The sequence below is a fragment of the Bradyrhizobium sp. 149 genome, assembly GCF_023073915.1.
Taxonomy (GTDB): Bacteria; Pseudomonadota; Alphaproteobacteria; order Rhizobiales; family Xanthobacteraceae; genus Bradyrhizobium.
Genome location: NZ_JADPKK010000022.1, coordinates 402,853 through 416,106, shown reverse-complemented (window position 1 = coordinate 416,106; position 13,254 = coordinate 402,853). Strand labels below are relative to the sequence as shown.

The following is a 13,254-nucleotide window of genomic DNA, read 5'->3' as shown; positions in this document are numbered from 1 at the left end:
CCTGCCCGCTCACTGGAGCAGTGCGGCGGCCTTCACGGCCGTCACAGCGGTGTTGTAATTGTTGACGAGTTGCTGGACCGAAGCCGCCGACATGTCGAGCACCGGCTTCGGATAGATGCCGAACAGGAGCGTCAGCGCGATCAGCGGGAACAGCATCAGGCATTCCCGGAAGGTGAGATCCTTCATGCTCGCCAGCGACGGCTTGACCAGCGCCCCGAACACGACCTTGCGGTAGAGCCACAGCGCATAGCAGGCCGACAGGATCACGCCGAAAGTGGCAAAGAACGCGGTCGGAATCGAGACCTTAAAGGTGCCGAGCAGCGTCATGAACTCGCCGACGAAGCCGGAGGTGCCGGGCAGACCGACATTGGCCATGGTGAAGACCATGAAGGTCAGCGCGTAGAGCGGCATCCGGTTGACGAGGCCACCATAGGCCGCGATCTCGCGGGTGTGCATGCGGTCGTAGACGATGCCGACGCAGAGGAACAGCGCGCCGGAGACGATGCCGTGCGAGATCATCTGGAACACGCCGCCGGCGACGCCTTGCATGGTGCCGGCAAAGATGCCCATGGTGACGAAGCCCATATGCGCCACAGAGGAGTACGCAATCAGCTTCTTCATGTCCTCCTGCATCAGGGCCACAAGCGAGGTGTAGATGATCGCGATGGCCGAGAGCGTGAAGACCAGCGGCGCGAAGTCGTGCGACGCCAGCGGAAACATCGGCAGCGAGAAGCGCAGGAAGCCGTAGCCGCCCATCTTCAGCAGGATCGCGGCAAGCACCACGGAGCCCGCCGTCGGCGCCTCGACGTGCGCGTCGGGGAGCCAGGTGTGCACCGGCCACATCGGCATCTTCACCGCGAACGAGGCGAAGAAGGCAAGCCAGGCCCAGGTCTGCAACGAGCGCGGCACCGCGGTGTGCATCAGGGTCGGTATGTCCGTGGTGCCGCCGTTCCAGTACAGCGCCATGATGGCGAGCAGCATCAGGACTGAGCCGAGTAGCGTGTAGAGGAAGAACTTGAAGGACGCGTAGACCCGGCGCGGCCCGCCCCAGACGCCGATGATCAGGAACATCGGGATCAGGCCGCCCTCGAAGAACAGATAGAACAGCACGAGATCGAGCGCCGAGAAGGTGCCGATCATCAGCGTTTCCAGGATCAGGAACGCCATCATGTATTCGCGGACGCGGTTGGTGATCGCCTTCCAGCTCGCAATGATGCAGAACGGCATGATGGCGGTGGTCAGGATCACCAGCGGCAGCGAAATGCCGTCCACGCCCATGTGGTAGGTGATGCCGGTGGCGAGCCAGTTCGCCTTCTCGACGAATTGGAAGTCGCCGTTGGATGGATCGAACCGCATGACCAGGATCACCGACACCGCGAAGGTGATCAGCGTGGTCCACAGCGCGATCCAGCGCGAGTTGCGCCGGGCCGCCTCGTCATCGCCGCGGCTGAGATAGACGATCAGCGCGCCGACCAGCGGCAGGAACGTCGTGACGGATAGAATTGGCCAGGTCGTCATTTACTGGCCTCCAAAGCCGAACATGAACCAGGTGATCAGGCCGGCGGCACCGATCAGCATCGCGAACGCGTAGTGGTAGAGATAGCCGGTCTGGATCTTCACGACGTTGCGGGTGACATCCAGCACGCGGGCCGAGATGCCGTCGGGGCCGAGGCCGTCGATGATGAAGCCGTCGCCTTTCTTCCAGAGCTGATAGCCGATCCACTTAGCCGGACGGACGAAGATGATGTCGTAGAGCTCGTCGAAGTACCATTTGTTGAGCAGGAACTTGTACAGCATTGGCTGCGTGTTCGCGAGCTCGACCGGCAGATAGGGCCGGCGGATGTAGAACAGGTAGGACACCAGGAAGCCCAACACCATCATCACCGTCGGCAGGAAGGCGATGGTCTCGGGAATGTGGTGCATCTCCTCGATGATGTGCGGGTTCATCTTCACGGACTCGCGGAAGAACTCCTCGATGCCGTGACCGGCGAACAGCTCCTTGAACGGGAAGCCGGCGAGGATGGAGCCGACCGCGAGCACGCCGATCGGGATCAGCATCCAGATCGGAGCTTCATGCGCGGCCTCGTAGTGATGATCGTCATGCGGCTCGCCGTGGAAGGTCTTGAAGATCAGGCGCCAGGAGTAGAACGAGGTCAGGCCGGCGGCGACCACCGTCATCAGGAAGCCGTACATCGCGAACGGATTGTGCGAGGCGTAGGCGGACTCGATGATGGCGTCCTTGGAGAAGTAACCGGCGGTGAGCGGGAAGCCGGTGAGCGCGAGCGTGCCGACCACCATCACCGCGTAGGTGTAGGGGATCTTGCGCCAGAGGCCGCCCATGTTGCGGATGTCCTGCTCGTGGTGCATCGCGTAGATCACCGAGCCGGAGCCCAGGAACAACAGCGCCTTGAAGAAGGCGTGGGTGAACAGATGGAACATGCCGACCGAATAGGCCCCTGCTCCCATCGCCACAAACATGTAGCCGAGCTGCGAACAGGTCGAGTAGGCGACGATGCGTTTGATGTCGTTCTGAACGAGGCCGACGGTCGCCGCGAAGAACGCCGTGGTGGCGCCGAAGAACATCACGACGGCCTGCGCGTTCGGCGCGAGCTCGAACAGCGGCGACAGCCGCGCCACCATGAAGACGCCGGCGGTGACCATGGTCGCGGCGTGGATCAGCGCCGACACCGGCGTCGGGCCTTCCATCGCGTCCGGCAACCAGGTGTGCAGCAGGAACTGTGCCGACTTGCCCATCGCGCCCATGAACAGCAGCAGGCAGGTCAGGGTCAGCGCATCGGCGTGCCAGCCGAGGAAGTCGATGGTCTTGCCAGTGAGGCCGGGCGCGGCGTGGAAGATCGTCTCGAAATCGGTCGAGCCGGCCAGCATGAAGATCGCGAAGATGCCGAGCGCGAAGCCGAAATCGCCGACGCGGTTGACCACGAAGGCCTTGATGGCGGCGGCGTTCGCCGACGGCTTCTGGTACCAGAAGCCGATCAGCAGATAGCTCGCCAGACCCACGCCTTCCCAGCCGAAGAACAGCTGCACGAGGTTGTCGGCCGTCACCAGCATCAGCATGGCGAAGGTGAACAGCGAGAGATAGCCGAAGAAGCGCGGCCGGTTCGGGTCCTCGTCCATGTAGCCGATGGAATAGAGGTGCACGAGCGAGGACACGGTCGTCACCACCACCAGCATCACGGCGGTGAGCGTGTCGACCCGCAGCGTCCAGTAGACCTGGAGGTCGCCGGAGAGGATCCACGGAAACAGCGGAATCCGCATGTCGTGGTGCATGAAGCCGACGTCGACCAGCGTCATCCAGGACAGCGCCGCCGATACGAACAGGAACGCCGTGGTGATCAGCTCGGCGCCGCGCGAGCCCGCCGCGGGCGGCTCGGAGACGTGGTGGTCGTCGTGCCCGTCGCCCGGCTCGTGATGGGTCTCGTGAATGACCGACGCATCCTCGTTGATCGTATCGGACGCATGGGCGTGCGCGCCGTGACCGTGATCATCGTGATGCTCGACCGTGTCGCCCGAGGGGTTGCGGGCATGCGCGCCGAACAGCGCGATCAGCCCGGCCAGAATGGCGCCCAGCAGAGGCAGAAAGACGATTGCCTGGACCATGACTTATTTCTCTTTGCGTATGATCTGACCGGAAAACCGGTATCCACTTTTCCGGATCATGCGCGTTAGCCCTTCATCAGATTGACGTCCTCAACCGCGATCGAGCCGCGGTTGCGGAAATAGACCACCAGGATGGCAAGACCAATCGCGGCTTCAGCGGCCGCGACGGTGAGCACCAGAAGCGCGAAGACCTGCCCGACGATGTCGCCGAGGAAGGTCGAGAACGCCACGAGGTTGATGTTGACCGCGAGCAGGATCAGCTCGATCGACATCAGGATGACGATGATGTTCTTGCGGTTCAGGAAGATGCCGAGGATTCCGAGCGTGAACAGGATCGCGCCGACCGCAAGATAGTGTCCGAGCCCGATCGTCATTTCACCCACTCCGCCGCGTCAGAGTCCTGGAGCCCCTGCCCCGGCGCCACCTTGCGTATCGCCATCGCAATTTCGGGCGTGCGCGCGTTCTGGACGTTGATGTCCTGCCGCTTCACGCTCGCCTTGTGCCGCAGTGTCAACACGATGGCGCCGATCATCGCGACCAGGAGCACCATGCCCGAGAGCTGGAAGTAGTGGATGTACTTCGTATAGAGCACCAGGCCCAGCGCCTCGGTATTGGAGACGTTGGTCGGGATCGCCGCCGTGATCGTCTTGGCGACGCCGGGATTGATGACCCAGAAGCCGACCGTGAGCAGCAGCTCGAACAGGAAGATGCCGCCGATCACCAGGCCGACCGGCAGATACTCGATGAAGCCCTCGCGCAACTCGAGGAAGTCGACGTCGAGCATCATGATCACGAAGAGGAACAGCACGGCGACGGCGCCGACATAGACGACGATCAGGATCATCGCCAGGAATTCGGCGCCCATCAGCACGAACAGGCCGGAGGCGTTGACGAAGGCCAGGATCAGGTACAGCACGGAGTGCACGGGATTGCGCGAGACAATCACCATCACCGCCGAGGCGACGCAGACGCCGGCGAACAGATAGAAGAACAGCGCGGGAAGGATCATGCTCTCATCTCACCGGTACGGCGCGTCGAGCTCGATCGCTTTCGCGATCTCGCGTTCCCAGCGGTCGCCATTGGCGAGCAGCTTGGCCTTGTCATAGAACAGTTCCTCGCGGGTCTCGGTCGCGAACTCGAAGTTCGGACCTTCGACAATGGCATCGACCGGACAGGCTTCCTGGCAGAGGCCGCAATAGATGCACTTCACCATGTCGATGTCGTAGCGCACGGTGCGGCGGGTGCCGTCGTTGCGGCGCGGGCCGGCCTCGATGGTGATGGCCTGCGCCGGGCAGATCGCTTCGCACAGCTTGCAGGCGATGCAGCGCTCTTCGCCGTTCGGATAGCGGCGCAGCGCGTGCTCGCCGCGGAAGCGCGGCGAGATCGGGCCCTTCTCGAACGGATAGTTCAGCGTCGGCTTCGGCTGGAAGAAATAGCGCATGGCGAGGAAGAACGCCGAGACGAATTCCGACAACAGGAGCGAGCGTGCAGTGGCGTTGATGTTGATACCCATGACGGCCCTCACTTCGGCGCGATGCCGGCGAAGTGCAGCACGCCGGCCACCACGATCACCATCGCCAGCGACAACGGCAGGAACACCTTCCAGCCGAGGCGCATCAGTTGATCGTAGCGGTAGCGCGGCACGATCGCCTTGGCCATCGCGAACAGGAAGAACATGAAAAACAGTTTCAGCGAGAACCAGATGATCCCCGGCACCCAGTTGAAGGGCGGCAGGTCCACCGGCGGCAGCCAGCCCCCGAGGAACAGGATCGTCGCCATCGCGCACATCGTGGCAATCGCGACGTACTCGCCGAGCATGAACAGCAGATACGGCGTCGAGCCGTATTCGACCATGAAGCCGGCGACGAGCTCGGATTCCGCTTCGACGAGGTCGAACGGCGGACGGTTGGTTTCCGCCAGCGCCGAGACGTAGAAGATCACGAACATCGGGAACAGCGGCCAGACGTACCAGTTCAGGATGGTGAGTTGCGGCAACCCGATCAGGCTGGCCAGGCCGCGGACATGCTGCGCCTCGACCACGGCCGAGAGATTCAGCGTGCCGGCGCAGAGCAGTACCGTGATGATCACGAAGCCGATCGAGACCTCGTAGGACACCATCTGCGCCGCCGAGCGCAACGCCGCCAGGAACGGGTATTTCGAGTTCGACGACCACCCGGCCATGATGATGCCGTAGATCGACAACGACGAGATCGCGAAGATGAAGAGGACGCCGACATTGATGTCGGAGATCACCCAGCCGAGATTGGTCGGGATCACCGCCCAGGCGGCCAGCGCGAGCACGCATGAGACCAAGGGAGCAAGGAGAAACACGCCCTTGTTGGCGCCGGACGGGATGATCGGCTCCTTCAGCACGAACTTCAGGAGGTCGGCGAAGGATTGCAGCAGGCCCCACGGCCCGACCACGTTCGGACCGCGGCGGATCTGCACCGCCGCCCAGATCTTGCGGTCGGCGAGCAGGATGTAGGCGATCGCCACCAGCAGGACGACCAGCACCAGGACGCTTTCCGCAATCATGATGATCAGCGGCCAGAGGAACCCGGTCCAGAATGCGCTTTCGAAGAATTCCATCAGCTCACTCCGCTGCGGTCAGCATCTGCCCGGAGGCAAGCCGCGAACACTCCGCCATCACGGCGGACGCACGCGCGATTGGGTTGGTCAAATAGAAGTCCTCGACGAGCGGCTTGAACGCGGCCTTCTCCGTCGTGCCGCCCTTCCCCGCGAGCTTCTTGATCTGGTCGGCGGAGCCGGCCTCGATCTGGTCGAGACGGATCAGATGCGGCACGGCCTTGAAGATCGCCTGGCGCAGGGCCGACAACGAGTCATAGCCGAGCTTATTGCCGAGCGCCTCCGAGAGCGCGCGGACAATCGCCCAGTCCTCGCGGGCCTCGCCCGGCGGGAATGCGGCGCGTCCGGTCATCTGCACGCGGCCTTCGGTGTTGACGTAGATCGCGGACTTCTCGGTGTAGGCTGCCGCCGGCAGAATCACGTCGGCGCGATGCGCGCCGCGGTCGCCGTGGGTGCCGATATAGACGACGAAGGTGCCGTCCGCCGGCTTGATCTCGTCGGCGCCGAGCAGGAACAGCAGATCGAGCGTCCCGAACGTCGTCATCTGCGCCGCGTTCAGCCCGCCCTGACCGGCGACAAAGCCGATATCGAGCGCACCGACGCGCGAAGCGCTCTCATGCAGCACGCCAAAACCGTTCCAGCCGTCCTTGAGCGCGCCGACGTCGAGCGCGAGCTTGGCGGCGGCTGCGAGAATGGCGGCGCCATCGTGGCGCGAGGCGGCGCCCGCGCCGACCAGGATGATCGGGTTCTTGGCGTTCTTCAGCACGTCCATGAAGGAGTGCTTGCCGGCTGCGAGCTCGCCCAGTGTATCGGTGCCTGCGCCGAGATGGTCATAATCGTAGGTCAGGTCGGCCTTGGCGCCGATCACGCCCACCTTGAAGCCGCCGGCGCGCCAGCGCTTGCGGATGCGGGCGTTGAACACGGCCGCCTCTTTCCGCGGATTGGCGCCGATGATGAGCAGCGCATCGGCCTGCTCGACGCCGACAAGCGTTGGATTGAAGATGTAGGAGCCGCGGCCGAGCGCGGGATCGAAGGCGTCACCGCCCTGCACCGCCAGATTGGCCGAGCCGTACTTGGCCAGCAGATCCTTCAGCGCGAACATCTCTTCGACGCCGGCGAGGTCGCCCGCAATCGCGCCGATGCGCTTGCCGTCGGTGCGAGCCGCTTTCGCGGCGATCGCGGCAAAGGCCTCGGGCCAGCTCGCCGCGCGCAGCTTGCCGGCTTCGCGGATATAGGGCCGGTCGAGGCGCTGGGTGCGCAGGCCGTCGACGACGTGGCGGGTCTTGTCGGAGATCCACTCCTCGTTCACGGCCTCGTTGATGCGCGGCAGGATACGCATCACTTCGCGGCCGCGGGTGTCGACGCGGATCGCGGAGCCCAAACCGTCCATCACGTCGATCGACTGGGTCTTGCCGAGCTCCCAAGGGCGCGCCGCAAAGGCATACGGCTTCGAGGTCAGCGCGCCGACCGGGCAGATGTCGACGAGATTGCCCTGCAGTTCCGAGGTCAGCGCGTGCTCGAGATAGGTCGTGATCTCCATGTCCTCGCCGCGGCCGGTCGCACCCATTTCAGGCGCGCCAGCCACTTCCGCCGAGAAGCGGACGCAGCGGGTGCACTGGATGCAGCGGTTCATCGAGGTCTTGACCAGCGCGCCGAGATATTTGTCCTCGACCGCGCGCTTGTTCTCGGCGAAGCGGCTGGTGTCGACACCGTAGCCCATCGCCTGGTCCTGCAGATCGCACTCGCCGCCCTGGTCGCAGATCGGGCAATCCAGCGGATGGTTGATGAGAAGGAATTCCATCACGCCTTCGCGCGCCTTCTTCACCATCGGCGAACGGGTGGAGATTTCCGGCGGTTCGCCCTTGGGACCCGGACGGCAATCGCGCACGCCCCAGGCGCAGCTTGCGACCGGCTTCGGGCCGCCCTTCACCTCGACGAGGCACATCCGGCAATTGCCGGCGATCGACAGCCGCTCGTGATAGCAGAAGCGCGGAATCTCGGCGCCGGCCGCCTCGCACGCCTGAAGCAGCGTGTATTCGGCGGGGACATCGATCTCTTTGCCGTCGATGATGAGCTTGGTCATTGTCTCTACTCCGCCGCGACCATGTTCACGGGATCGCGGACGCCGATATCGTCGATGTCGGACTTGTGCGAATATTCGTCGATGCGCGCTTCGATCTCATGACGGAAGTGCGCGATCAGGCCCTGGATCGGCCACGCCGCCGCGTCGCCGAGCGCGCAGATAGTGTGGCCTTCGACCTGTTTTGTCACTTCGAGCAGCATGTCGATTTCGCGCTTATGCGCACGGCCTTCGGCCATGCGGGTCAGGACGCGCCACATCCAGCCGGTGCCCTCGCGGCACGGCGTGCACTGGCCGCAGCTCTCGTGCTTGTAGAAATAGGAGATGCGGGCGATGGCGCGGATCAAATCAGTCGACTTGTCCATCACGATCACAGCCGCGGTGCCCAGACCCGAGCGCAGCTTGCTCAAGCTGTCGAAATCCATCGGCGTGTCGATGATCTGCTCGGCCGGCACCATGCGCACGGAGGAGCCGCCGGGGATCACGGCCTTGAGGTTGTCCCAACCGCCGCGGATGCCGCCGCAATGCTTCTCGATCAGCTCACGGAACGGAATGCCCATGGCCTCTTCGACGTTGCAGGGCCGCTCGACATGGCCGGAGATGCAGAACAGCTTCGTGCCGACATTGTTCGGACGTCCGATGCCGGCGAACCATGCCGCGCCGCGACGCAGGATGTCCGGGGCAACGGCGATGGACTCGACGTTGTTGACAGTGGTCGGGCAGCCGTACAGGCCGACATTCGCGGGGAACGGCGGCTTCAGACGCGGCTGGCCCTTCTTGCCTTCGAGGCTCTCGAGCAGCGCGGTTTCCTCGCCGCAGATATAGGCGCCGGCGCCGTGGGCGACGTAGATGTCGAACGGCCAGCCGTTGACGTTGTCCTTGCCGACCAGCTTGGCCTCATAGGCCTGGTCGATCGCCGCCTGGAGATGCTCGCGCTCGCGGATGAACTCGCCGCGGACATAGATGTAGCAGGCATGCGCGTTCATCGCGCAGCTCGCGATCAGGCAGCCCTCGATCAGCAGATGCGGATCGTGCCGCATGATCTCGCGATCCTTGCAGGTACCGGGCTCGGATTCGTCGGCGTTGACGACGAGATAGCTCGGCCGCCCGTCGGTCGATTCCTTCGGCATGAACGACCATTTCAGCCCGGTCGGAAAGCCGGCGCCGCCGCGGCCGCGCAGCCCCGACGCCTTCATCTCGTTGATGATCCAGTCACGGCCCTTGTCGATGATGTTCTTCGTGCCATCCCAGGCGCCGCGGCGCCGCGCGCCCTCGAGCCCCCAATCGTGGAGGCCGTAGAGGTTCTTGAAGATGCGGTCCTTGTCCTCGAGCATGTCAGTGCTTTCCGATCAACGGTTGGCTTGCTTGTAGGCAAGCCCGGCGGCGCAGACTGCGAAGGTCAGCGCCCAGAGCAGACTGGATTCCAGCGACGCGTTCAGGGCGAAGCGCTGAAGCAGGAAAATGAATGCGGCCGCCACGGCGGAATGCATTGCGACGAAGCCCCACTTCTTCACAACACTGCTCCCTTCAACTGCCGGCGACGAGAGATCACGCATCACGTGATCTCCTTCAATGTGGTCGGCCCGCCCGTCGGCGCCGAGAACTGGCGGCCGTTTTGGGGACCGGGCTTGGGCGGATTGCCGGAGGCGAAACCGTCGAGCACCTTGCCGAAGCTTTCCTTGGTCAAATCCTCATAAGTGTCCTTGCCGATCAGCACCATTGGCGCATTCACGCAGGCACCGAGGCACTCCACCTCTTCCCAGCTGAAATTGCCGTCCTTGGAGAGATGGAAGGGCTCGTGATGGATACGGTGCTCGCAGACGTGGATCAGATCCTCGGCGCCGCGCAGCCGGCACGGCGTGGTGCCGCAGACCTGAACGTGGGCTTTCTTGCCGACCGGGGCCAGCTGGAACATCGTGTAGAAGGTCGCGACCTCGAGCACGCGGATATAGGGCATGTCGAGCATGTCGGCGATAACGCGGATCGCGGCTTCCGAGACCCAGCCGTCGTGCTGTTCCTGTGCCCGCCAGAGGATGGCGATGACGGCCGAAGCCTGACGTCCGGCCGGATATTTCGCGATCTGCTGCTTGGCGAACGCAAGGTTCTCGTCCGTGAACGTAAAGCTCGCGGGCTGGACTTCCTTCGGTGCTAATCGGCGAACGGACATCTCTCAATCTCTCACTGCATACGGCGCGCGGACTTAGCATTCAGGTTCTTGGCATTCAGGGCATCGATCCTGTCCTGCCAGAATGCGCTTGCGGTGCCGAAAACGTTGTAGCCGACGTGGGTCGAGACCTTGATGCGGTCGAGGATCGACAGCTCGGTCACCGTTTCCATACGCCGGGTGCTGGGATCGTAGACGATCAGCTTCAGCGGGGTGTGTTCGAGGATGTAGCGCGAGACCGCATGCGAACGGTCGCTGCCGTGCTCCTCGCACATGATGACGCTGTCGGCCTGGAGCAGCCGGGCACCGCCCTTGATCGCCTCGATCTCGACGCCTTCGACGTCGAGCTTGACCAGGTACTTGCCGCCGGCCGCGACCTTGCCGTCGTCGATGAGATTATCCAGCGCAATGACCGGCACGTCCTCGCCGCCCGCCGCCGCATCGCCGGCGATGCTGAAGGCCTCGTGCTTGGTACCTGACAGCCGCGCGGTGCCGCGGGCCGCGCCGATCGCACATTTCATGATCTCGAAGCGATTGCCGTTGATGCGGGCGTTGTTGGCGAGCTTGGGATAGTTCTGCCCCGACGGCTCGATCGCGATCGCCTTGTGCGAACCGAATGGCTTGCTCGACACCAGCACCGACCAATAGCCGTAATTGGCGCCGCAATCGAGCAGCGTGTAATCGACGTCGATGGAGTCCGCGAACAACAGCTCCAGCTCGTCCTCGTAATTGTAGGAGCGGTTGAGCAGCTTGCTCCAGTAGCCGTCGCCGTAGGGGAATTCGAACACGGCGTCGGGGTTGAGCTTGATCGCGATGTTGCGCTCGGGCAGCGTCTTCCGCAGCAGATTGGCGCACGCGATGTAGCCCATATGCGAGAAGTGCGAGGAGATCTTCGACCCCGTCACCAGCGCCAAGGCAGCCGTCCGCTCCCACAGGTTGGCCCCTTCAAGGGCCCCCGAGGCACGGTCAAACTGGATTGGCGCCTGCGCCATCACCGATCGACCTCTCCGAACACGATGTCGAGCGAGCCCAGGATCGCCGAGACGTCGGCGAGCAGATGACCGCGGCAGATGTGGTCCATGGCCTGGAGATGCGCAAAGCCCGGCGCGCGGATCTTGCACTTGTAGGGCTTGTTGGTGCCGTCGGAGACGAGATAGACGCCGAACTCGCCCTTGGGCGCCTCGACCGCGGCGTAGACCTCGCCGGCCGGCACATGAACGCCTTCGGTGTAGAGCTTGAAGTGATGGATCAGCGCTTCCATCGAGCGCTTCATCTCGCCGCGGCGCGGCGGCGCGACCTTGTTGTCTTCGACGACGACGGGGCCCTTCCCTTCGGCTGCGTTCAGCTTCTGGATGCACTGCTTCATGATGCGCACGGACTGACGCATCTCTTCCATGCGGATCAGATAGCGGTCGTAGCAGTCGCCGTTCTTGCCGATCGGGATGTCGAAATCCAACTCGGCGTAGCATTCATAGGGCTGCGATTTGCGCAGATCCCAGGCCGCGCCAGAGCCGCGCACCATCACGCCGGAGAAGCCCCACTCCCAGGCCTCCTTCAGCGACACCACGCCGATGTCGACGTTGCGCTGCTTGAAGATGCGGTTGGCGGTGAGCAGCCGGTCGAGATCTTCGACCACTTTCAGGAACGGATCGCACCAGGCATCGATGTCGTCGACCAGCTTCTGCGGCAAGTCCTGATGCACGCCGCCGACGCGGAAATAGGCTGCGTGCATGCGGCTGCCGGAGGCGCGCTCGTAGAACACCATCAGCTTCTCGCGCTCTTCAAAACCCCACAGCGGCGGGGTCAGCGCGCCGACGTCCATCGCCTGCGTGGTGACGTTGAGCAAGTGCGACAGAATGCGGCCGATCTCGCAATAGAGCACGCGGATCAACTGCGCGCGGCGCGGCACCTCGATGCCGAGCAGCTTTTCCGCAGCCATGCAGAAGGCATGCTCCTGGTTCATCGGCGCGACGTAGTCGAGGCGGTCGAAATAAGGGATCGCCTGAAGATAGGTCTTCTGTTCGATCAGCTTCTCGGTACCGCGATGAAGCAGGCCGATATGCGGGTCGACGCGGGCGACGACCTCGCCGTCCAATTCGAGCACAAGACGCAACACACCGTGCGCCGCGGGATGCTGCGGCCCGAAATTGATGGTGAAGTTGCGGAGATTTTCAGGTTGCTCGTTCATGATCAGGCCTTCGGTCCCGCCTTCTCGTCGCCGGGAAGCGGATAGTCGGCCCCTTCCCACGGCGAGAGGAAATCGAACTTGCGGAATTCCTGGTTGAGCCGGACCGGCTCGTACACCACCCGCTTCTCCTGGTCGTCGTAGCGAACCTCGACGAAACCGGTGGTCGGGAAGTCCTTGCGCAGCGGATGGCCTTCGAAGCCGTAGTCGGTCAGGAGGCGGCGCATGTCGGGATGGCCGACGAAGATCACGCCGTAGAGGTCGTAGGCCTCGCGTTCGAACCAGTCGGCGCCCGGGAACACTTCGATCAGCGACGGCACCTGCGTCGTCTCGTCGGCCTGGGCCTTGAGCCGGATCCGCGCGTTCAGCGTCGGTGACAGGAAGTGATAGATCACGTCGAAGCGTTTTTCGCGCGAAGGGTAGTCAACCGCCGTGATGTCGGTGAAGTTGATGAACCGGCAGTTCGGATCGTCGCGGAGGTACTTGACCACCTCGACGATCTTGCTGACCTCGACATCGACCGTGAGCTGGTTGAAGGCGACCGAATGACCGATGGCGGCGCCTGGCAGCGCGCTAACGATCGTCTGCCCCAGGGCGTCGAGCTTGGCGTCGTCCATGACG

Annotated in this window: 13 protein-coding genes; all 13 read right to left on the bottom strand. The window is 63.6% G+C overall.

Going from position 1 to position 13,254, the window contains the following annotated elements; translation table 11 throughout:
- Positions 1-9 precede the first annotated feature (9 nt).
- The 13 genes from IVA88_RS19640 to IVA88_RS19580 all read right to left on the bottom strand — a co-directional run bounded on the left by IVA88_RS19640 (position 10) and on the right by IVA88_RS19580 (position 13,250).
- Complete coding sequence (locus IVA88_RS19640) at positions 10-1,518, bottom strand: NADH-quinone oxidoreductase subunit M (protein ID WP_247498855.1); 1,509 nt, start codon at positions 1,516-1,518, stop codon at positions 10-12.
- Positions 1,519-3,618: an NADH-quinone oxidoreductase subunit L gene (gene nuoL / locus IVA88_RS19635; RefSeq protein WP_247498854.1), complete on the bottom strand. Its 2,100-nt coding sequence runs from the start codon at positions 3,616-3,618 to the stop codon at positions 1,519-1,521.
- 65 nt (positions 3,619-3,683) lie between these two features.
- On the bottom strand, positions 3,684-3,992 hold the full coding sequence (gene nuoK / locus IVA88_RS19630; protein WP_015685769.1) for an NADH-quinone oxidoreductase subunit NuoK: 309 nt from the start codon (positions 3,990-3,992) through the stop codon (positions 3,684-3,686).
- Positions 3,989-4,627: an NADH-quinone oxidoreductase subunit J gene (locus IVA88_RS19625; RefSeq protein ID WP_007610978.1), complete on the bottom strand. Its 639-nt coding sequence runs from the start codon at positions 4,625-4,627 to the stop codon at positions 3,989-3,991. The genes nuoK and IVA88_RS19625 overlap by 4 nt, the downstream gene beginning before the upstream one ends.
- A gap of 9 nt (positions 4,628-4,636) precedes the next feature.
- The gene (gene nuoI / locus IVA88_RS19620; RefSeq protein WP_027529879.1) at positions 4,637-5,125 is read right to left on the bottom strand and encodes an NADH-quinone oxidoreductase subunit NuoI; all 489 of its coding nucleotides are present in this window, start codon (positions 5,123-5,125) and stop codon (positions 4,637-4,639) included.
- A gap of 14 nt (positions 5,126-5,139) precedes the next feature.
- Entirely contained in the window at positions 5,140-6,207 is a 1,068-nt protein-coding gene (gene nuoH, locus IVA88_RS19615; RefSeq protein ID WP_007603555.1) for an NADH-quinone oxidoreductase subunit NuoH, read from the bottom strand.
- A 4-nt stretch (positions 6,208-6,211) separates the two neighbouring features.
- Positions 6,212-8,287, bottom strand: a complete 2,076-nt coding sequence (gene nuoG / locus IVA88_RS19610; protein WP_247498853.1) for an NADH-quinone oxidoreductase subunit NuoG — start codon at positions 8,285-8,287, stop codon at positions 6,212-6,214.
- A gap of 5 nt (positions 8,288-8,292) precedes the next feature.
- Positions 8,293-9,618, bottom strand: a complete 1,326-nt coding sequence (gene nuoF, locus IVA88_RS19605) for an NADH-quinone oxidoreductase subunit NuoF (protein ID WP_247498852.1) — start codon at positions 9,616-9,618, stop codon at positions 8,293-8,295.
- Between the two features lie 15 nt (positions 9,619-9,633).
- The gene (locus tag IVA88_RS19600; protein ID WP_247498851.1) at positions 9,634-9,840 is read right to left on the bottom strand and encodes a hypothetical protein; all 207 of its coding nucleotides are present in this window, start codon (positions 9,838-9,840) and stop codon (positions 9,634-9,636) included.
- Positions 9,840-10,451: an NADH-quinone oxidoreductase subunit NuoE gene (gene nuoE / locus IVA88_RS19595; RefSeq protein WP_247498850.1), complete on the bottom strand. Its 612-nt coding sequence runs from the start codon at positions 10,449-10,451 to the stop codon at positions 9,840-9,842. Before nuoE ends, IVA88_RS19600 begins: the two co-directional genes overlap by 1 nt.
- Positions 10,452-10,462: 11 nt before the next feature.
- A complete protein-coding gene (locus tag IVA88_RS19590) occupies positions 10,463-11,440 on the bottom strand; it encodes an FkbM family methyltransferase (RefSeq protein WP_247498849.1) in 978 nt (325 codons plus the stop codon).
- Complete coding sequence (locus IVA88_RS19585; RefSeq protein ID WP_247498848.1) at positions 11,440-12,636, bottom strand: NADH-quinone oxidoreductase subunit D; 1,197 nt, start codon at positions 12,634-12,636, stop codon at positions 11,440-11,442. The genes IVA88_RS19590 and IVA88_RS19585 overlap by 1 nt, the downstream gene beginning before the upstream one ends.
- Positions 12,637-12,638: 2 nt before the next feature.
- A complete protein-coding gene (locus IVA88_RS19580) occupies positions 12,639-13,250 on the bottom strand; it encodes an NADH-quinone oxidoreductase subunit C (protein WP_247498847.1) in 612 nt (203 codons plus the stop codon).
- Positions 13,251-13,254 lie beyond the last annotated feature (4 nt).

Excerpts from the sequence above, each read along its gene's own strand:
- IVA88_RS19640 (WP_247498855.1), bottom strand. The coding sequence starts at position 1,518 with ATGACGACCTGGCCAATTCTATCCGTCACGACGTTCCTGCCGCTGGTC.
- nuoL (WP_247498854.1), bottom strand. The coding sequence starts at position 3,618 with ATGGTCCAGGCAATCGTCTTTCTGCCTCTGCTGGGCGCCATTCTGGCC.
- nuoK (WP_015685769.1), bottom strand. The coding sequence starts at position 3,992 with ATGACGATCGGGCTCGGACACTATCTTGCGGTCGGCGCGATCCTGTTC.
- IVA88_RS19625 (WP_007610978.1), bottom strand. The coding sequence starts at position 4,627 with ATGATCCTTCCCGCGCTGTTCTTCTATCTGTTCGCCGGCGTCTGCGTC.
- nuoH (WP_007603555.1), bottom strand. The coding sequence starts at position 6,207 with ATGGAATTCTTCGAAAGCGCATTCTGGACCGGGTTCCTCTGGCCGCTG.
- nuoG (WP_247498853.1), bottom strand. The coding sequence starts at position 8,287 with ATGACCAAGCTCATCATCGACGGCAAAGAGATCGATGTCCCCGCCGAA.
- nuoF (WP_247498852.1), bottom strand. The coding sequence starts at position 9,618 with ATGCTCGAGGACAAGGACCGCATCTTCAAGAACCTCTACGGCCTCCAC.
- IVA88_RS19600 (WP_247498851.1), bottom strand. The coding sequence starts at position 9,840 with ATGCGTGATCTCTCGTCGCCGGCAGTTGAAGGGAGCAGTGTTGTGAAG.
- nuoE (WP_247498850.1), bottom strand. The coding sequence starts at position 10,451 with ATGTCCGTTCGCCGATTAGCACCGAAGGAAGTCCAGCCCGCGAGCTTT.
- IVA88_RS19590 (WP_247498849.1), bottom strand. The coding sequence starts at position 11,440 with ATGGCGCAGGCGCCAATCCAGTTTGACCGTGCCTCGGGGGCCCTTGAA.
- IVA88_RS19585 (WP_247498848.1), bottom strand. The coding sequence starts at position 12,636 with ATGAACGAGCAACCTGAAAATCTCCGCAACTTCACCATCAATTTCGGG.
- IVA88_RS19580 (WP_247498847.1), bottom strand. The coding sequence starts at position 13,250 with ATGGACGACGCCAAGCTCGACGCCCTGGGGCAGACGATCGTTAGCGCG.